The organism is Christiangramia sp. 3-2217-3z, assembly GCF_051195275.1.
GTDB lineage: Bacteria > Bacteroidota > Bacteroidia > Flavobacteriales > Flavobacteriaceae > Christiangramia > Christiangramia marina.
Genome location: NZ_JBNJLI010000006.1, coordinates 247,895 through 267,562 on the forward strand (window position 1 = coordinate 247,895; position 19,668 = coordinate 267,562).

The 19,668-nt window shown below is 32.9% G+C and carries 18 protein-coding genes; 1 reads left to right on the forward strand and 17 read right to left on the reverse strand.

The features are described 5' to 3' along the window. Position 1 precedes the first annotated feature (1 nt). From neuB to ACSHZO_RS12385, 17 genes are all read right to left on the reverse strand, one after another. A complete protein-coding gene (gene neuB / locus ACSHZO_RS12305) occupies positions 2-1,012 on the reverse strand; it encodes an N-acetylneuraminate synthase (RefSeq protein ID WP_298247486.1) in 1,011 nt (336 codons plus the stop codon). Continuing rightward, positions 1,009-1,632 carry an acetyltransferase gene (locus tag ACSHZO_RS12310; protein ID WP_298247487.1) on the reverse strand — a complete coding sequence of 208 codons (624 nt, stop codon included), beginning with the start codon at positions 1,630-1,632 and terminating at the stop codon, positions 1,009-1,011. The genes neuB and ACSHZO_RS12310 overlap by 4 nt, the downstream gene beginning before the upstream one ends. After that, complete coding sequence (locus ACSHZO_RS12315; protein ID WP_298247488.1) at positions 1,622-2,764, reverse strand: LegC family aminotransferase; 1,143 nt, start codon at positions 2,762-2,764, stop codon at positions 1,622-1,624. The genes ACSHZO_RS12310 and ACSHZO_RS12315 overlap by 11 nt, the downstream gene beginning before the upstream one ends. Next, complete coding sequence (locus tag ACSHZO_RS12320; protein ID WP_298247489.1) at positions 2,764-3,951, reverse strand: UDP-N-acetylglucosamine 4,6-dehydratase; 1,188 nt, start codon at positions 3,949-3,951, stop codon at positions 2,764-2,766. The genes ACSHZO_RS12315 and ACSHZO_RS12320 overlap by 1 nt, the downstream gene beginning before the upstream one ends. Positions 3,952-3,957: 6 nt before the next feature. Next, a complete protein-coding gene (locus ACSHZO_RS12325) occupies positions 3,958-5,556 on the reverse strand; it encodes a hypothetical protein (RefSeq protein ID WP_298247490.1) in 1,599 nt (532 codons plus the stop codon). 4 nt (positions 5,557-5,560) lie between these two features. Then, positions 5,561-6,703: a dTDP-4-amino-4,6-dideoxygalactose transaminase gene (rffA, locus tag ACSHZO_RS12330; protein ID WP_298247491.1), complete on the reverse strand. Its 1,143-nt coding sequence runs from the start codon at positions 6,701-6,703 to the stop codon at positions 5,561-5,563. Between the two features lie 4 nt (positions 6,704-6,707). Beyond that, positions 6,708-7,349: an acetyltransferase gene (locus ACSHZO_RS12335; RefSeq protein WP_298247492.1), complete on the reverse strand. Its 642-nt coding sequence runs from the start codon at positions 7,347-7,349 to the stop codon at positions 6,708-6,710. Further along, a complete protein-coding gene (locus ACSHZO_RS12340; protein ID WP_298247493.1) occupies positions 7,339-8,262 on the reverse strand; it encodes a glycosyltransferase family 2 protein in 924 nt (307 codons plus the stop codon). Before ACSHZO_RS12340 ends, ACSHZO_RS12335 begins: the two co-directional genes overlap by 11 nt. Further along, entirely contained in the window at positions 8,259-9,386 is a 1,128-nt protein-coding gene (locus tag ACSHZO_RS12345; RefSeq protein WP_298247494.1) for an ATP-grasp domain-containing protein, read from the reverse strand. The genes ACSHZO_RS12340 and ACSHZO_RS12345 overlap by 4 nt, the downstream gene beginning before the upstream one ends. A gap of 28 nt (positions 9,387-9,414) precedes the next feature. Then, positions 9,415-10,977 carry an HTTM domain-containing protein gene (locus ACSHZO_RS12350; protein ID WP_298247495.1) on the reverse strand — a complete coding sequence of 521 codons (1,563 nt, stop codon included), beginning with the start codon at positions 10,975-10,977 and terminating at the stop codon, positions 9,415-9,417. A 2-nt stretch (positions 10,978-10,979) separates the two neighbouring features. Beyond that, a complete protein-coding gene (locus tag ACSHZO_RS12355; protein WP_298247496.1) occupies positions 10,980-11,345 on the reverse strand; it encodes an EamA family transporter in 366 nt (121 codons plus the stop codon). Between the two features lie 205 nt (positions 11,346-11,550). Further along, positions 11,551-12,399, reverse strand: coding sequence for a polysaccharide pyruvyl transferase family protein (locus ACSHZO_RS12360; protein WP_298593662.1), 849 nt, complete (start codon positions 12,397-12,399; stop codon positions 11,551-11,553). 96 nt (positions 12,400-12,495) lie between these two features. Beyond that, positions 12,496-13,512: an NAD-dependent epimerase/dehydratase family protein gene (locus tag ACSHZO_RS12365; protein ID WP_298247498.1), complete on the reverse strand. Its 1,017-nt coding sequence runs from the start codon at positions 13,510-13,512 to the stop codon at positions 12,496-12,498. Between the two features lie 125 nt (positions 13,513-13,637). Continuing rightward, positions 13,638-15,032 (reverse strand): nucleotide sugar dehydrogenase, encoded by a 1,395-nt coding sequence (locus tag ACSHZO_RS12370; protein WP_298247499.1) that lies wholly within the window; start codon positions 15,030-15,032, stop codon positions 13,638-13,640. 3 nt (positions 15,033-15,035) lie between these two features. Next, the gene (locus tag ACSHZO_RS12375) at positions 15,036-16,319 is read right to left on the reverse strand and encodes a nucleotide sugar dehydrogenase (RefSeq protein WP_298247500.1); all 1,284 of its coding nucleotides are present in this window, start codon (positions 16,317-16,319) and stop codon (positions 15,036-15,038) included. 4 nt (positions 16,320-16,323) lie between these two features. Further along, entirely contained in the window at positions 16,324-17,322 is a 999-nt protein-coding gene (locus ACSHZO_RS12380) for an SDR family oxidoreductase (RefSeq protein ID WP_435067198.1), read from the reverse strand. Between the two features lie 100 nt (positions 17,323-17,422). Further along, on the reverse strand, positions 17,423-18,721 hold the full coding sequence (locus ACSHZO_RS12385; protein ID WP_298247501.1) for a hypothetical protein: 1,299 nt from the start codon (positions 18,719-18,721) through the stop codon (positions 17,423-17,425). A 735-nt stretch (positions 18,722-19,456) separates the two neighbouring features. On the opposite strand from ACSHZO_RS12385, the gene ACSHZO_RS12390 reads away from it, so the two are divergent. Then, positions 19,457-19,668 (forward strand): transposase (locus ACSHZO_RS12390; RefSeq protein WP_298247502.1); only part of this gene is annotated, 212 nt, incomplete at its 3' end.

Here is a 19,668-nt window from a genome sequence, read left to right on the forward strand (position 1 = left end):
ATTATAATTTTATAGTGTCTTCCTCTTCGAAATTTGTTGGAGCAACTTTACCTAGAATTTCATCCCAAAGCATAGGACTGAGACCATTCCCAGGTCTTTTTACAGTAATATTATCTACCGAAAACACCTCACCCTTCATTATATTTTTAGCCGCTACGATACTTTTTCGTGCAACAACTTTATTTTTAGTTTCAGATACAGAAGGTTCTTTTAATCCAGATCCACTAATGGCTTTCTCAATATTTCGTATAGCTTGTACCATTGCTTTTAATTCATTTGGCTCTAAAGATGCTTTATGATCTGGCCCTGGTAAATTTCTATCTAAGGTAAAATGCTTTTCGATCACCATCGCTCCTAAAGCAACTGCCGCAATTGGAACTTCAATTCCTAATGTATGGTCTGAATATCCTATTTCAGTTTTAATTTCATCTCTAATGTGGTGCATTGCTTTTAAATTCACATCGCCCATTGGAGTAGGATATTCGGTATTGCAGTGCAGAATAGTTATCTGGTCTCTATTTGCCCCATTTTCATTCAATACTTTAAAAGCTGATTTAATTTCTTCGATGGTGGCCATTCCAGTAGACATGACTATTCTTTTTCGGAAACTAGCAATTTTTTTCAGATAAGGCAGATTCGTTATTTCTCCTGAAGGTATTTTGAATAAATTGATTCCAATTTCATTAAGAAAATCTAAACTGCCGAGATCAAATCCTGTAGAAAGAAAATTTATGGAACGACACTTACAATATTCCATTAATTCCAGGTGTACCTCGTGAGATAGTTCCAACTTCTTAAGCATTTCATATTGCGAATCTTTATCACCTGAATTTTTATCTTGATAACTAGCTCTCTTAGCTCGTTTAGTAACCAGATTATCTGCCTTAAATGTTTGAAATTTCACATAATCTACACCAGCATCGGCTGCGGCATCAATCAACTTCTTAGCCTGTTCTGTACTACCATTGTGGTTTACTCCTGCTTCAGCAATTATTAGAACTTTTTCTTTCATAACATTCTTCCCGGGTTTCCTACTATCCTTTTATTATTTTCTACATTTCTTAATACCACGGAGCCCGCACCTATAGTTACGTTTTCTCCAATAATTGTACCTTCTTTAATTACAGAATTTGCGCCAACAAATGAATTATTTCCTACAACTACTCCACCTGCAAGAACAGCTCCAGGTGCAATATGGACCGAATCTCCAATTACACAATCATGCTCTATAATACAGCCAGTATTTAAAATACAATAATTACCAACATTTACAAAAGGATTTACTGTGACATTAGCACCAATATAATTGCCCATTCCTTGTACAAAATATTTTGAAATTGCAGCTTTTGGATGCACTACATTGAGAAGTACTTTATTTCTGGACAACAACAATTCAGCTGTCCTTCTTCTGATAGAATTATCTCCTATGGCTAAAACACAGTCAAATTCAATATTCCAGCATTGAAATTCCTTACTACCTTCAAAACCTAAATATTGCAATTTGTATGGATTCAATTGAAGTTCAGTTTTGTTTAAGTAATATTTTAATTCAAAACCCTGTAAAATTGCTGCTTCTCCTACTACGCAACCATGTCCTGAATATCCAACTAATGCTGCATTTCTATATGACACTGCTGGGAATATTAATGATTCTGTCTTCTAAAAATCTAGCGTTTACCTGATCATCCCTATAACAATCACTATACATAGGTAGATTGAACATCAGTTTCCAAATTGGACGTGTCATAACATTCTGCTTATTTGTTTCTATTAGAAATTCGTTCCTTTCCTCTAAGTTCTCCAATTCTACACACATCAACCAATAGTTTGCCTTAGTTTCGGGTAATTCAGTTCGAAATTTAAGAGATGACTGCTTAAAGAATTCTTCGTATTTTTTCGCGAGTGAACGTTTCTTATTCAAGAATAAATCTAGATTTTCCAGTTGTGCACAGGCCAAGGCTGCATTAAGGTTAGGCATTCTATAATTATACCCCAATTCATCATGATCATATTCATAAGAATGAGGCTTTTTAGCGGTAGTTGTAAGATGTTTAGCACTTATTCCTAATTTACTATTATTAGTTACTAGTGCTCCTCCACCTCCACTAGTCACGATTTTATTTCCATTGAAACTAAATACACCTGCTTCTCCGAAAGATCCTGTAGCTTTGCCTTTATATTTACTTCCTAAAGATTCTGCCGCATCTTCTACCAGTGGAATCTTCCACTTGGTACAGACCTTGAGCAATTCGTCTAAATGAACTGGGAAACCGAATGTATGCATAGGTAAACAAGCTGTGATTCTTTTTCCTGTCTTTTTGTTAAAACATCCATTATTACGAAGTTCACCGAATTCATTCAGAAAATTTTCAACGGATTGGGGTGATAATCCCATAGTATCCATATCTACGTCGAGAAACACCGGTGTCGCACCATTATAAGCTATTGCATTTGCAGTTGCAACAAAAGTAAGCGCTTGAGTTAAGACTTCATTTCCAGACTCTACTCCCACAAGTCTCAATGCCACTTCAATTCCTGAAGTTCCATTCACAACTGCTACCGCGTGTCTCGTTTCACTAATTTCTGCTATCATTTCTTCGAATTGATTCACATATGCCCCTACTGAAGATACATATGTAGAATCTATAGTATCTAAAACATATTTTTTCTCATTTCCAGAAAATGAAGGCTGATGTAAAGGAATAAATTCCCGAGTCTTGAAAGTATCCTGAATAAATGATATGGTATTCTTAAATTTGGTCATTACATTTTTGAATCTAAATACTTACCTTTTTCTAAATGATGAAAATTTGGAATCATGGTATGAAATAATTTTGCAAGATCATTTCTACTCCACTTACCTTCCTTCCTTAGGGAAGAAATCTTGTGACTGAAATTATTCAATATATCTTCCTCCACATCCAATTCATTCTTTATGATCCCTAAATTCTTAAATCGATCTAAATCTAATTTTTCATGATCAGTGAAAAATTCCTCAAAATCTTTTTCGCCAGTGGTATCGCTGGGAGTCAATAGGCAAGGCCACTTTTTTTCTTCAGGAAGTTTATTCATTAGCAGCCTGGCTTCTTCTTCGTTTTCGCATAAATACGGCTTATAACCTTTATTTTCTAAATAACGAATTGCGATATCTGCAAAGCTTACCAAATGTAATTTCTCACTTAATTTCGGAAAAAATATATCTCTATTTTCTCCAAATATGCAGGACATTAGACACAATTCTCCAGATTCCTGAGGAGTAACAAAATAGCGACGAACATCGTTAGGCGCTACCAAAGGTTGCTTTTTTTCTATTCTTTGATTAAAGCCATGGAGTAATGAACCATCTGAAAATGCAACGTTAGCAAACCGAGCTGTAGAAATAGATATGTCCCTACTTTTACGCATAAGAAACATTTCCATAATGCGTTTAGAAGCTCCCATCATATTCACTGGATTCGCCGCTTTATCTGTAGAAACGCAAAAATACTTTTTTGATTTGTTTAAAATTGATTGCTCAATGGTCTTTTCAGTATTAAAAATGTTCACGTCTATCATTCGCATTAAAGTGAAAGGATCCTTTTCACTTCTCACATGTTTTAAAGCAGATAAATTAAGTACATAATCATAATTTCCGTTTGATTCTATAAACGCATCATATTCCAGAGAGCCAATATCCAAAGCAAATGTTTGAAAATCTCCTTTTATATAACCAAAGGAACTTCGTAGATCTCTCACGAGCTCTACAAGATTATTTTCGCTTATATCTACAACGTGAATCTTCTTAGGATTTCTTTTAAATATTTCTTTTGATACAGCCTGACCAATAGACCCTGCACCTCCCAAAACTAAAAAAGAGGCATTGGAAATTATTCGTTTCATTTCGATATCATTATTCTGAATATCATCCTGAAATAAATTACTTTCTCTTCCTATAAGTTTTAAAATATCCATTTTCCACTAATTAATTTTCGTGTCTTTTTTTATCAGGGGCTCTATACTCAAATCGAAATATTTATTCCAACTTTCTTTGTTCCCCATTATATAATCTCCGTAATAAGCCAACATTGGAAATGCGGGAGTTTTTGTTTCAGCATATTTAATATTCAGAATATATTCCGGCTCTGTTAGCTCATATCCAGATAAGTTATATTGAAACATAAATGGTTTAATTTCTTCAAATAAACCTTGGTTTTTATATTTTGGAAAATCATTTTCTCTAATGAGCAAAATATTTTCTTCTGGATTACTTCTCTTTAATATACCACTTAATGCATAAAATGCAACAGGATTTCCCCGCAGTGCAAAATCTGTAGTTTTGTCCTTCAAAACAATCGTAGTTGGTTTATCTGTTTTGGGAATAACTGTTTGAAAAGCCTCATGGAATACTTGTTGTTTAATATACCCTTTGAAATAATGAAAATTAATATTGATATTGAATGCTACAAAAAATCCTATTACAGATGCCAATAGTAATTTTTCAATCTTTTTTGGTAATAGAAAAATAACCGCAATTATTATAATGCTTATTCCAAAACCTTCAAGAAGCTGATGCCTGGAATTATATCCTGAATATGACGGAAATTTATTAACTAGTATGTAAGGAAAAATACCGAGACCGAGTATTATTATTCCCCATACAATCATCTTCCAGTTGGATTTTGAATTGACACGTATACTGGGAAAAATTTTGAAAATTATAAGAATTATTAAACACGTTAGAATTAATATTTCTGGATTTTGAAAAAATTCTTTTAATAATGGAACAATAGTGGCTGCTGTTATATAAATAAATTTAAAAATTCTATATGGAATAGCTAATAGAGACTCCAGTGTGATTTGATTGTAGTCTTTTGCATATTGCATTGTGGGCATAAAGTAGATAGATCTTAAAACCCAAAAGAGAAAAGGCAATAGAAAGAAATCTAAGTAGGTAAGAATCCGCTTCGAAAATACACCCATCATTTTTAGAAACCCTGAATATTGGCCTTTAAAAAAACATTGCAAGTCTTCATAAAAGAAAATAAAATAAACTGGTACAATGTAAAAGAATAATAAGGAGTTAGTAAAGAATGAAAGAAAGAATAAAACCAAACTGATAATTCTATATACAATATTTCTATTATTATTATATTTAATCAATAACCAGTTAGCAACTAAGAAAATGGTCAAGCAGATGGTGTATGGCAAGACGATCATAGTGATCTTAGCATCGTAGAATGGGAAAACAGCAAATATTAAAACACTAAGATATAGGAAAGTGCTATTTTTTGATTTGATTGAATAATTATCTAAGATTCTAAATAGAGAATATATTCCTATAAATTGTAGAAGAAAACATAAGTAATTATATAATAGTGGTGAACTTGCTATTTTCGTTAGATAAACATGCATATACCCTATAGGATATACCCCGTTACCATAAAATTGATTCATAATACCTTCATCACTCATATTATATATTGCCCAATCATCCCAGTAAACTCCAGGATTTAACAACATTAATACATTTGATAAAAAATAAAGAAAGTAGGTTGCAAATTCAATTTTTCTATTCATAACCTTAGCTATCGAAAACCTGCTGCAGGGTTTTAATGATCAAATCAACTTCCTTATTCTGCAAGTCATAGAACAGTGGTAACCTTACCAACCTATCACTGTAATTATCAGAATTAACTAGCTCGTCACCCCTATAGTGCTCACGATAAAATGGACTTTTATGTAAACTTAGGTAATGAAATACAGGATGAATTCTTTGATCCCTCAATTTATTTAATATGCTATCCCTTTGTATTTCACTATTCATCACTAAATAGAACATATGTGCGTTATTCGTAGCGAAATCTGGAATTACAGGAAGTTCAATTTCATTTTCTTTGGCCCAATTTTTAAGACCTTCATAATATCTATTCCAAATATGTAACCTTTTTTCCTGGATACTTTCTAGGTTCTCAATTTGTGCCCATAAAAAAGCTGCTATTATATCTGATGGTAAGAAAGAACTACCGATATCTACCCAACCATATTTATCTACTTCGCCTCTAAAAAACGCCGATCTATTGGTTCCTTTTTCCCAAATTATTTCAGACCTTTCTACAAATTGTGTATCATTTATTGTAAGCATTCCTCCTTCACCAGATATTATATTTTTGGTCTCATGAAAAGAAAATGCTCCTAAATGCCCTATAGATCCTAAAGCTCGTTTTATTCCATCCTTTCCGGTGAAAAAACTATCAATTGCTTGAGCGGCATCCTCGATAACGACTAAATTATGTTTATTCGCCAGCTCCATAACTTTATCCATATCACATGATACACCTGCGTAATGAACAAGAATGATTGCCTTTGTTCTCTTAGTTATTAATTTTTCAATAGTAGACTCATCAATACCTGGATGATCTGGTCTACTATCTGCAAAAATTATATTAGCACCCCTAAGAACGAATGCATTGGCGGTACTTACAAAGGTATAAGATGGCATAATTACTTCATCCCCAGCTTCGATATTCAAAAGAATCGCAGCCATTTCCAGAGCATCTGTGCAGGAAGTGGTAAGTAAACATTTATTAAATTTATATTTATTCTGAAAAAAAACCTGACACATTTTGGTGTATTTCCCATTACCAGATATTTTTCCTGTTGCTACCGCATCATTTATGTAATAAGTTTCTTTACCCGTTAAATGTGGTTTATTGAATGGTATCATAATTTTATTTTATCATTCTTGCAGGGTTACCTACATACAATCCCGGTTCTTTTATATCTCTTATTACAACTGTACCTCCACCAAGTTGAGAGCTCTTACAAATAGTTATATTATCTATAATAGTTGAATTAATTCCTAAATTACACCCTTCACCTATGTTTACAAATCCCGCTAGGGCTACCCTAGGAGAGAGGAAGCAATGCGTGCCGATTGAAGAATCATGACTTATCGTACAACCATTATTTAAGATTGTATTTGCACCAATTTTTGAATTAATATCTAGACTACAAGAGGGGTATATAACACAACCTTCCTCAATATCAACTGAAGGATCAATAAAACTTGCACTATGAATAATCCTACCAAAAGGAATTTTAAGGTGCAACTCATCATAAAATGATTTTCTAATATCCAGATGTTTGTACCCAATACCTATAATAATTTCATCAAATCTTTTTTCTTCAAAGAAATCCAGGATTTGATGCGTTTTTCCTATCACAGGCCAACCATATACCTCTTTGGCATCTATTACATCATCAATAAATACTACATCCCTATAATGATTATCCTTTATTGCATAGTGCGCTAGCTGAATACCTAAATCACCTGCTCCAATTATTGCTAAAGTTTTATTATTAATATACATTTCGAATAATATAATTTGGCCTGTTTTGGACTTGAGTAAAAATCTTATAAAGATATATACCTATTAAGCCTAGAAATGTTGAAATAATACCAAGAATAAATATATTAAGAGCAACCAAAGATGTCCATCCTAATTGAACCGCATCACCAAAAATAATTTTATTTACTAATAGATAAATTATAGCGATTAGACTTATAATTGTTATTAATAAGCCAAAGAAAAATAAATACTCTAACGGTTTGCCTGAAAATGAGGTAATCGCCAACAACATGAGTTTAAATCTTTTTTTAGTGCTATAAGTACTTTCTCCTACGCGTAAGGATTTAACCACCGGAATTCCAATTTGACGGAAACCTGTCCAGTGCATCATTCCACCCATAAAAATATTGGCATCACCTAAACTTAATAGATTATCAACATACCTTCTGGTCATCAATCTCTCAGTAAGCATATTCTCCGGAATATAAACATCAGAAAATTTATTTAATGTCCACCAAAACATTTTACCACCAGAATTCTCAATAATTCCACCTTTCCTCTTTTCCTGATATCCATAAATCACATCTGCATCAGGATTAGATTTTAATTTTTCAAAACAAGTAGTTAAAAATGTAGGTGGTGTTTCCAGATCATTGTCTATTAAAAATACAAGTTCACCCTGTGCCCATTTTAGTCCAGCCTGCATAGCATTATGGTGACCAAAGTTGCGAGATAGATCGATAACTTTAATCTCGTTAATTGTAATTTTCCTATTAATTAAATATTCCATCGCGTCGTCGGGGGAGCCATCATTGACAAAAATAAGCTCGTACTCTTCAATTTCTAATAGCTGAATAGCCCCGATAATTTCTTTCAAAAAGGTATCTAGAAAGATTTTAGACTTATATAATGTAGTAACTACAGATAATTTCATTTCAGTATTTTTCTATGGTTATCGTGATATATGAAATATCCAGATCTATCGTTACTGTTTGAAGGATACACCAGATCTTTTTTTGAACGGTTCTTTAGAACTTCAAAAGAATGGGTATATGTGAAATATTTTTGTAGATAAGCATTGTTTGCAGTAAGAAAATATATACCACTTGATCCTTTCTTTTCAACTTTAGGTTCCTTAAAATAATTCAAAGAAATGCCTATCACACCCGCTAAATAATCATATCCAGTAGACAACTCTACCAGATGAGAACCAATAAAATCACCTCCCATTCTAGCCCCCACTTCAATAAGAAATATTTCATCTTTTCTGGTTATTTTAAATTCTGAATGGCTAGCTCCAAATTTTATGTCTAATGCATCTAAAGCTTTGAGTGTTTCATCTCTAATATTGCCTAAAATACTTTCACTCAAAGTTGAGGGTTGATGATGCTCTAATTCGACAAAATGAGGCTCACCAGTGGTAACCTTATCTGTTATAGCCAGTATATAATGCTCACCCTTCCAGGATATACTTTCTACACTCACCTCTGTTCCTTCTACAAACTCTTCCACCAAAACCTTCTTTTCTATCGAAACCTCTTTTGCAATTTCGATAGCGTTTAATAGTTCTATTTGAGTATTTACTTTAGACACTCCCCTACTCCCAGATCTATCTGTGGGCTTTACTATCAATGGAAACTTAAGCTGATTAGTAAAACCCTGACCCGCATTACTAAAACTTATGATTTTAGGCGTTTTGATATTATTTTTTAGAAACGCATTTTTCATTTCCAATTTATGAGTGGAAATATACGCGGACTCGCTAGAATTAGCAATAAGATCCAATTTTTCAGCTACGAATGAAATTGTAGGAATACAGATATCAGTTGCAATAGTAATTATACCATCAATTTGAACCTTCTCACATTCTAATAGTATAGATTCTTTATCCAGTACAGAGATTGGATAAAAGTAATCAGCCACATTTTTGCAAACTGCTTCCGTATTATCCCAGGCGAAACAGTGAGTTTCATAACCTAGCTCTTTTGCCTTTTGTACTAAGGGCAATTGTAGATAACTAGCCCCCAATATTGCAATCTTCTTCATTCCCGCTTTCATAAATTAATTTGAAATAGTAAAATAATACCTACAGCTTTTCAATATCTTTAATATTAGGATAAAATTCTTCATTTTTCCATGTAACGTAACCTGCCTCTATCCAAGGGTTGCTAAGCTGGTTATTCAAAAAATTCTTTTCCCATTCATGCGGAACTCTATTCTTTTTGACCTTAATTGAAAAAGTAGCATTGTCTAAATCAACTTCTTCCTTATGTGCCCAAAATGCGATAAAGTCGCGGATGCTCTCTTTGAGAACCTCTTGATCTATATTTGGATTGTTTGCTCTAAACGTCCATTTAATCCATATGGGACCAAATAAATAATTACCCGGCGTACCCTTTTCATTCGTTAATGGTAACCAAACATCTTCTCCATTCTCAGGTTTATAAACAACAGCGATGGAATGATTATAATTTTCAAAATGACTATCCATAAAAACTCCATGATTAGTAATTCCCAGGAAATCTCTTGTTACACTTGTCATGAGTTTGATAGCGTTTTCAGTTTTTTTGATAACTATATGATCTTCTACCATCAATAGTTCTCGTGTATTCTTCCACAAAGGAGAATTAAAAGAAACTATTAACTGTATTCCGGTAATAATGATTATACCATAGAAAGATAACTTCTTATAAACCTTATTTCTATTTACAATAATTCCTGAATTATACCTGTAATCTTTTTTGAAAAGTAAATCTGTAAAAATTTTGGAGGACTCAAAAAGGTAGATTAGAAATAAATTCAATCTATTAGAAATTAGCCGAACAACTTTTGAATCAAATATAATTTTCCAAAATTTAACTGGAACCATCAAAAGGTAAATAGATGATACTCCTAAGGCAAAAAATGGAATAGGGAAACAAATTAAAATACCTAAATGTAGACCTATACCTATAATTAATAAATAAACTCTCCAGGATTTCCTCCAAAATGTAAAAATAAATATTGCCTCAAATAGAAATGTGAGGTAGCCCAATGCTAATATCAGATATTTAAAATTTAATAGTGGCGTAATATTCATAAATGCAGATTGAGGCATAGAAGCTGGTTTCCACATACCTAATCCATTCATCCAAAGAGATGATGTTAATTTAAAAAAAATAGAATCAAAATACACAAATCCTACCCCAATAAAGACTGGCAGGTAATAACATAAGATAGATACTTTTTGAGGTTTAGCAGAACTGCCGCCAAATGCAATAAAACGATCTACGGAGAAATTTTTAGAGATTGGTAAAAAAATAAATAAGAATGAAACTGTTAAATAGGAATAAAACATGTGATACTCGTAGGAAGAAGTTGTTCCCAATAATATAACTGTAAGCAGATAATTTATAATGGCTGCCATTTTCGTAAAGAATCCCAATAATAAAAAAATAAGTGCCAAAAACCAAAATATAAAAATTGGATAAACAGCTATTTCATAAGATTCTATATACGGAATTACATCAAAAATAAGATGTCTGAAATAAAATAACTGAAAAACTTCAAAATAAAGAATGATAGTGAACGCTATGCGAAATATAGCTAATCCTCTGCCGGCAATTTTTCTATTGTATAGGTGCTCAAATATTTTCCAAATATTCCTCAAAATTAAAACTTTACGGTCACTATTGTTCCAATGATTATTAATATAAGCCCTATTATTTTACTCCAGGTGAACGATTCATTTAAAAAAAACACTCCAATAAAGAATACTAATGCGGGTGCTAAACTCATAAAGGGGTAGGCGATTGTAATTTCGAATTTAGTCATTGCCGCCATCCAGAAAATCGATGCAAGAAAGGCGCTGATAAAACCAGAAATTATGTAAATATCCAGCAAAGCAGAAACCATAAAGTTCAATTTACCTACCAGTGTTTCTGGTAATGACCCAAGTTGATTTAATCTCCATTTCAGAATTATTTGTCCATAAACAGTGAAGAGAAGAGTTCCAACAATATAAATATAACTACTCATTTCAAATTATTAATTCTAAAGTACTGCTCCAAATATTTCAATTTTGTAATAAAAGCATCTGATTTATTTATTTTTAAATTCAATTCTCTTCTAAATAAGTGAAGATTTAAAGACAGATAAGATGCTTCAATTTTTTTTGCTGGATTAATATTTGTCAGTCTATAATTAAATATAGCTTCTTTTATAAAGGCTGAGAAAAAGAACTTTAATGAATTTTAAAATTCTTAAAACTTAATTGTAGTTTTTCAGCTAATTGACCCACATTTAAAAACTCAGCCTGATTCGCTAATGAATGTATTGTACTATCTATATCGAATATAACTGGTTTCGCTGAGGAGCCAAGTGACTGGTAGTAATCATCAAATTTGAAGCTTCCACCAATTAGATTTTCGCTCAATTTCATCCATCCAGAAGGTACTTTATATGCGTGTGATAATATGATTCCATGTAGTGAACTGGACATGGTGAATTCACAGGATTTAATATCTTCGACAAATTTTTCCATAGGAGAAAAGACATCAATAATCTTAACATGCTCATTATTATTGTAATATTTCACTAGATCTGAATCCTGATCGGTATAGTGAGGTATTAAACCCATCTTATATTTTTTAGTGACCTTTAGATCAAAATGATTTGGCAATAAAATTGCTGGATCACCATAAACTTCTGGAACATTCTTCATGCCTAGGTTTATGAGTTTCTCTCTTGTAAGAGGCCCTCTACAAGACAATACCCTTTTCGGAAGTTTAGGCATAGGAGAAGACGAACTCTTGAATCCTGACCCCATGACTGTAAGATTTCTAACTGCCGAATTATCTAAAACACTTCCTATGAAAGAGTAAACAGGTGGTATACCTATATTCATCACTTCCTTATAATTCACAACGTTTTTATCAAAAATTTTCTCAAAGAGATATATATTTAATGCGTCGCCTATATTACTCTTCGTAAATTTTCCTTTGGAGTATTTTACGACATATTCTTTCTTATTAAATGCTGTCTGTAGGTTAATGAATATTCTTTTAATCATCGCTAGCTTATATTTTGCCATCACTTTTAAAAATAAGATGCCTTATCCAAATTAGATTTTATAGAATCCAATAAACTAAAATTATCGATCAAAATACAGAAAATGTATCATTCGAAATCAAAGTTTATAATATTCCCTATACCATTCTAAAAATTGTCTGATACCATCTTTCACGGAAACACTGGGTTTATAATTATAATCTTGTTTGATCGCAGAGACATCTGCCCAAGTACGTGAAACATCTCCAGGCTGCATAGGCAGCATCATTTTAATCGCTGTAAGATTAGTTTGTTTTTCGATTTCTTCGATAAACCTTAAAAGTTTTACAGGTTCACTGTTACCAATATTGTAAAGAGCATAGTATTTAGATTCCTCAACTGGACCATTTTGAATGGTACTTAGAATGCCAGTAACAATATCATCAATGAATGTAAAATCTCTCTCCATAATGCCATTATTAAATAACTTGATTGGTTTTTTCTTCAAAATGGCATCAGTAAAAAGAAACATGGCCATATCTGGTCTGCCCCATGGGCCATACACGGTAAAAAATCTTAATCCAGTTACATGAAGTTTATATAAGTGGCTGTAAGTATACGCCATAAGTTCATTGCTTTTTTTCGTGGCCGCATATAAACTTATAGGATGATCTACTGGGTCATCAGTTCCAAATGGAACTTTTTCATTCTCACCATATACACTGGAACTGCTAGCAAATATTAGATGATTTACTTTATATCTTCTACAGCATTCAAGTAGATTAGCAAAACCTACAATGTTGGAATCAATATAAATTTCAGGATTTTGTAGACTGTATCTTACACCAGCCTGAGCTGCTAAATTTACAACTTTTTCGAATAGGTTATTTTTGAATAGTTCTGGTAGGTACCGCCTATCCTGAAGTTCTAATCGAACAAAGGTAAAATTGTTATACTTAACACTATGAATGAGCTTATTGTAGTTTTCACCATCGCTCGCGTCCACTCCTAGCTCAAGCAAGCGGTCTAATTTAAGTTCTACACTATAATAATCATTAATATTATCAAGTCCAATAACTTCATGACCATTGTCAATCAATTTTTTAGCAACATGAAAACCGATAAATCCAGCAGCACCTGTTACTAAAATTTTCATTCTTTAAATTTAAAACGATAGATTAGTAATATACTCATCAAACGCCTCGTTAAAGGTAATATTAAGTTATAAGTGTTGTAGTATTAATTGTCGGCAGAGTACAATTTCAAATAGGATAACATAATTTAAGACCCAATTGCATAAAAGTTAAATCCTAATTTTACTTTTTCTTCTTTGTCAAGCAATCTTCTGCCATCGAAAAGAAAAGCAGGTTTCAACATATTTTGATAAATCGACGACCAATCCAAATCTTTAAACTCATCCCATTCAGTTAGTACTGCAACCGCATGTGAGTCTATACATGCCTGTTCGGCAGAACCTACTACACTGACTTTAGATCTATTATGACCATCGCTTCTATTACCCAAATATTCTAAATCATTATAAATTTGCTCAGCCGTAACTTTAGGATCATACACAACGACCTCCGCCTGTTCATTTAGTAGGTAGTCGACAACATATATTGCAGCGGATTCTCTAGTGTCATTGGTGTCCTTTTTAAAAGCCCATCCCAGAACAGTAATTTTTTTACCTGAAACAGTATTAAAGAGCGTTTTTACAATATTAGCAGCAAATCGCCTCTTCTGGTGATCATTCATTATAATTACCTGTTCCCAATAATCTGCCACTTCATGAAGTCCGTAAGACTTAGCAATGTAAACCAGGTTTAAAATATCCTTTTGGAAGCATGAACCACCAAATCCAACAGATGATTGTAAGAATTTTGGTCCAATCCTACTGTCCATTCCTACAGCTTTTGCTACTTCATTCACGTCTGCACCAGTTTTTTCGCAAAGTTCAGAAAGTGAATTTATACTAGAAACCCGTTGAGCTAGAAAGGCATTAGCTGTGAGTTTTGACAATTCAGATGACCAGACATTCGTTCTCAAAATCCTTTCGCGATCGATCCAATGTGCATATACGTTCACTAAAGCTTCTACAGCCTCAGCTCCTTCAGAAGTATCCATATCTCCTCCAATTAGCACTCTGTCCGGATCCATCAAGTCATCTACGGCTGTTCCTTCAGCTAAAAATTCAGGATTAGATAGGATTTGATATTTTACACCATTTCCAGTATCATCCAAAATATTTCTAAGTGCTTCCGCAGTTCGAACTGGAAGAGTAGATTTTTCAACTACAATTTTATCAGTTGTTGCGACTCTGGCAATCTGCCTGGCACATAACTCTATAAATTTAAGGTCAGCTGCCATACCTTTTCCAATACCATATGTTTTAGTAGGCGTGTTGACAGAAATAAAGATCATATCTGCGTTATCGATCGCAGCGTCGACATCAGTCGAGAAAAAAAGATTGCGACCTCTGGCCTCGCCAACAATATTGGAAAGTCCTGGTTCATAAATTGGTATATTATTGACGTCTTCATCATTCCATGCAGCGATCCTATTTTCATTGATATCTACAACAGTGACATTAATTTCCGGACATTTTTGTGCTATAACTGCCATAGTTGGCCCCCCAACATATCCAGCACCTATACAACAAATATTCTTGATTCTCATTTATTATAGTTTTTTATCACATTTGTCACCTAAAACTCCTTTTACATCATATACAACAGAGGTAGGTTCTTTAAGTTTTTCTATGTCTAGTTCAAGAAATTCTTTATGAGCAACTGTTAGTAGAATAGCATCAAATCTATCTTTTGGTAACTCCTTCACTGTCTCCAGCCCATATTCATGTTTTACTTCTGAAGGACTCGCTAGTGGATCATATATCGTTATCTCAACTCCGTATTCTTTCAAACTTTTAATAACATCTACAACTTTAGTGTTTCTAACATCCGGACAATTCTCCTTAAATGTAATTCCTAATACTAAAATTTTTGAAGCTTTAACTTTGATATCATTTTGAAGCATCAACTTTACTAGTTCTGAGGCTACATATTGCCCCATACTATCATTCATTCTCCTACCTGCTAAAATGATTTCCGGATGATATCCAATTTCCTGTGCTTTCTGCGCTAAGTAATATGGATCCACACCTATACAGTGACCACCAACTAATCCAGGTTTAAAAGGTAAAAAATTCCATTTTGTACCTGCAGCTTCCAAAACATGATGGGTATCAATACCCATCATGTTAAATATTTTAGCTAATTCGTTTACGAATGCAATATTTATATCTCTCTGAGAGTTTTCTATGACTTTTGCCGCTTCCGCCACCTTAATTGTTGGAGCAAGATGTGTTCCAGCTGTTATTACTTCAGCGTAAAGATTGTTTACCTTTTCTCCAATCTTAGGTGTGGAACCAGCCGTTACTTTAAGAATTTTTTCTACGGTATGCTCTTTATCACCTGGATTAATTCTTTCCGGGGAATATCCTACGAAAAAATCTTCGTTGAACTTTAATCCTGAATGTTTTTCGAGTACAGGAACACATTCATCCTCAGTAACTCCTGGATAAACAGTCGATTCATAAACTACTATATCTCCTTTTGTTAAGACCTTTGCTACAGTTTCACTACTCTTATATAAAGGACTAAGATCTGGTCTATTATTTTTATCTACAGGAGTTGGTACAGTGATGATATAATAATTACAGTCCTTTATGTCTTCCAGATTCGCTGAACAATACAATCCATTTGCAAAAGAATTTTCATTTTTTAGGGAAGCTTTTAGGACTTCATCTTCAACCTCAAGGGTAGAATCGGTGCCCGACATCAATTCTTTGACTCTCGCTGAATTAATATCAAATCCAACCACAGGGAATTTAGTTGAAAAGAGTCTCGCAAGTGGTAATCCAACGTAGCCTAAACCTATAACTGCTATTTTTTTAGTATCTTTCATCTGTTTATAAATTATCCCAATACCAATGAGTAGCCTCTTTCAGACCATCCTCAATTCTATGTGTGGGATTATAATTAAGTAAATTTTTAGCCTTCTCTACCGATGCCAGGGAATGCGGAATATCTCCAGGTCTATTAGGACCATGTTTTATTTCTACTTCAGCAATATCTGAATCATATTCAGCTAAGTTTCGTTTTAATAAATGTGTTAATTCTTTCAAATTCGTGCGATCACCTACTGCTGTGTTATAAACTTCGTTAAGTGCGTTTTCATTCTCTGTAACCAAACATAGAAGGTTCATTTGCACTACATTGTCGATATAGGTGAAGTCTCTGGAATAAGTTCCATCTCCGTTGATCACAGGACTTTCCTTTTTCATCAGCTGCATTACAAATTTCGGTATCACTGCCGCATATGCCCCATTGGGATCCTGACGCCTTCCGAAGACATTGAAATAACGGAGTCCTATCGTATCAAGACCGTAAGACTTATTAAATATATCAGCATACAGTTCGTTGACGTACTTAGTTATAGCATAAGGCGAAAGAGGCTTACCGATAACATCCTCAACTTTTGGTAAGTTTTCAGAATCACCATAAGTAGATGAGCTCGCAGCGTATACAAATCGTATAATTCCATTATCGCGAGATGCAACAAGCATATTCAAAAAACCTGACACATTAACATCGTTACTGGTTATAGGGTCGTTGATTGACCTTGGAACGGATCCCAAAGCAGCTTCATGTAAAACAAAATCCTGATTTTTAGTAGCCTCAAGACAGGTTTCAAGGTTACGAATATCCCCTTCAATGAATTTAAACTTAGTGTTTTTTAAAAATGGCTCTATATTATACTTATGACCGGTAGCTAAATTGTCAAGGCAGGTTACTTCAGCACCAAATTCTAACAGTTTTTCACAAAGATTAGAACCTATAAATCCTGCTCCACCCGTCACTAATACTTTTGTGGATTTTAATAAATCCTTCTGAGAATCAGTTATCAAATTGTGAGTTTTTAATTATCAATTTGCAAATGTATACATATATAGTGATTCTAATCTTAACTAAAACCTAAAACATAAATTTGAACAACTCATTTCTATTTTATTCATCAAATAGCTTTGCTTTCTTAAAATAGACTTTCACACCGTTCAAACTAATTATTTTAGCTTCAGGGGATTCTAATCTATGAAGAGAAAGAACGTTCAGCTTTTCAAAGTCATTCGGTTCCAAATAATGAAAATACGAATAACCTATTCGATCTCTTAATGGATTTGTATAATTATTAAGTAAATATAAAATACGTATATCGCCTTCAAGAAATACCTTAGTTTCACTTGGAATAATATCCAGAACCTTTTTGCTCAGAACAATTTGATCATGGTAGACGTCTCTATACTTGTATGTCTTGTATATTAACACCACTGTTAAAGTATTAAAAATCAATAAGGTTGCATAGAAGTTTCTTTTTCGATTTAAATCAAATAAAGTTGCTAGCATGAGCATGGAGTACATGATAGCAGGCAAGAAATAGTGTTGATATGATTGCACAGTAGTTGGAAGAAGACTAATTGTAATGCCAATGAACCAGGGTGATAATCTAAAATTTCTTTGGAATTTTGTTCTTATGAGTGTATTTAGAAATATAACTAGTAACAATATTTTAGCCGATGTAATCCATTCCAGATACCTAAAGTTGTATTCTATCGACTTCTGTAAATAATCATACCCACTTATCTGACTTAATAACTTAATAAGGTCTACATTTTCGATAAACACAAAATAGAATAAATACGTTAATAAAGAAATAATACCGCCTAAGCTTAAAAGGAAAAAATTGTAAAGTTTTTTTCTATCAGTAACTACAATCCAATAATAAAAAATCACAAAATTAAGGACGCCATACTGCTTGAATAGAAAAGAGACTCCTAATAAAATACCTGCTAGTAGCATATAATTAGACTGAAATAACCATATTGCTGACAGTACAGCTAATATCATATAGATTTCCAAATTTATATAATTACCTTCCGAACAAAGTATGGCCAAAACAAATATTAAGCTAAAAAGAAAAGCTACATGATTTGTTAGATTATAATAGCGCGATACGATTTGATAATAAAGAAAGGCGGAAATTAAAATTAATACGTACTGGAAACCTAGAAACAACTTGATATTAAAGCCTGAATCCATATAAAAAATAGGTGCATTCATATACATCATTAATGGAGTATATGATAAGAAAATATCTTTGTATGGAACGAGACCTTCAGATATATCCTTAGCTACATTTAAGTAATATGAAGCATCATAAGAGATGTAAGTATTATTAATGGAGAAATACATTGCATAAGTAAATAGCAATATAAGTATCAAGTTTAAAATTTTTGAATTGATAAACATATTACCTAATTAGAGTTTAAATATATTCTCTGCGACTTTAGAGTATTCAATATCATCAGCATCCATTTCACTCTGTATTTAATAAACATACAACTCTTTCAACCGAATTTTCATTAATGAGATGTCACTTGTCTTATTGTACCTTTGAACCAAAAGCTATTTTCCAAATAGCTATGCTCCTGTTAAACTGCGTAATATGATACACCTGAAAATTCATTAATGACGTAAAACGAACATTTCTTACGGTCTATAACATAATATTAAAATGATCTCCTTTAATCTTTAAAAACCTTCTCTGTGCTTAAAAACGAACGCACTCGCCTAGGGAATAATTGTTAAATATTATTACTCGCCCATTCTCGAAATAATAATTGACATTTTATAAAAATTCGGGACGTTCAGTTATTAATCATTCTTCTAGTCTAATACAAACATTAACTTTCGTTGAAATTGTACAATTATATAATCTAAAAAATAATTTAGTTAAAGATCTGAAAAATTCAGTATACACACATAACCCCCGACATAATTATCAAAGGAAATTAATCCAAATCCACAGGAATATATATAAAATTTTAATCAATTCCTTACATCATAAAAAATCCATCCTTAGTAATTTACCGGAGAACTAAAAATATTGGAAGGATTAAAAAGCGTTTCTGGAATTATAATATAACGTAATACTGAAGGCTTCCCTGTTTTTCATACAGTTTAAAAATCAACTATTTTTAAGTTATGAAGAAAAGCAGATTTACAGAAGCACAAATAATTGCAATGCTTCAACAGTACGAATCGGGAATGAAGGTTACCGACATTTGCCGAGACAAAAGAATTACCACGGCGGCCTTTTATAGCTGGAAGCGTAAGTATGGTGGTATGGATGCTCAACAACTCAAAGAGCTTAAATCGCTCCAGGAAGAGAATCAGCGTCTAAAGCAGATGTATGC

What these genes read in the sequence shown, in the direction of transcription:
- neuB (WP_298247486.1), bottom strand. Translation starts at nt 1,012, where the DNA reads ATGAAAGAAAAAGTTCTAATAATTGCTGAAGCAGGAGTAAACCACAAT.
- ACSHZO_RS12315 (WP_298247488.1), bottom strand. Translation starts at nt 2,764, where the DNA reads ATGACCAAATTTAAGAATACCATATCATTTATTCAGGATACTTTCAAG.
- ACSHZO_RS12320 (WP_298247489.1), bottom strand. Translation starts at nt 3,951, where the DNA reads ATGGATATTTTAAAACTTATAGGAAGAGAAAGTAATTTATTTCAGGAT.
- ACSHZO_RS12325 (WP_298247490.1), bottom strand. Translation starts at nt 5,556, where the DNA reads ATGAATAGAAAAATTGAATTTGCAACCTACTTTCTTTATTTTTTATCA.
- rffA (WP_298247491.1), bottom strand. Translation starts at nt 6,703, where the DNA reads ATGATACCATTCAATAAACCACATTTAACGGGTAAAGAAACTTATTAC.
- ACSHZO_RS12335 (WP_298247492.1), bottom strand. Translation starts at nt 7,349, where the DNA reads ATGTATATTAATAATAAAACTTTAGCAATAATTGGAGCAGGTGATTTA.
- ACSHZO_RS12340 (WP_298247493.1), bottom strand. Translation starts at nt 8,262, where the DNA reads ATGAAATTATCTGTAGTTACTACATTATATAAGTCTAAAATCTTTCTA.
- ACSHZO_RS12345 (WP_298247494.1), bottom strand. Translation starts at nt 9,386, where the DNA reads ATGAAAGCGGGAATGAAGAAGATTGCAATATTGGGGGCTAGTTATCTA.
- ACSHZO_RS12355 (WP_298247496.1), bottom strand. Translation starts at nt 11,345, where the DNA reads ATGAGTAGTTATATTTATATTGTTGGAACTCTTCTCTTCACTGTTTAT.
- ACSHZO_RS12360 (WP_298593662.1), bottom strand. Translation starts at nt 12,399, where the DNA reads ATGGCAAAATATAAGCTAGCGATGATTAAAAGAATATTCATTAACCTA.
- ACSHZO_RS12365 (WP_298247498.1), bottom strand. Translation starts at nt 13,512, where the DNA reads ATGAAAATTTTAGTAACAGGTGCTGCTGGATTTATCGGTTTTCATGTT.
- ACSHZO_RS12370 (WP_298247499.1), bottom strand. Translation starts at nt 15,032, where the DNA reads ATGAGAATCAAGAATATTTGTTGTATAGGTGCTGGATATGTTGGGGGG.
- ACSHZO_RS12375 (WP_298247500.1), bottom strand. Translation starts at nt 16,319, where the DNA reads ATGAAAGATACTAAAAAAATAGCAGTTATAGGTTTAGGCTACGTTGGA.
- ACSHZO_RS12385 (WP_298247501.1), bottom strand. Translation starts at nt 18,721, where the DNA reads ATGTTTATCAATTCAAAAATTTTAAACTTGATACTTATATTGCTATTT.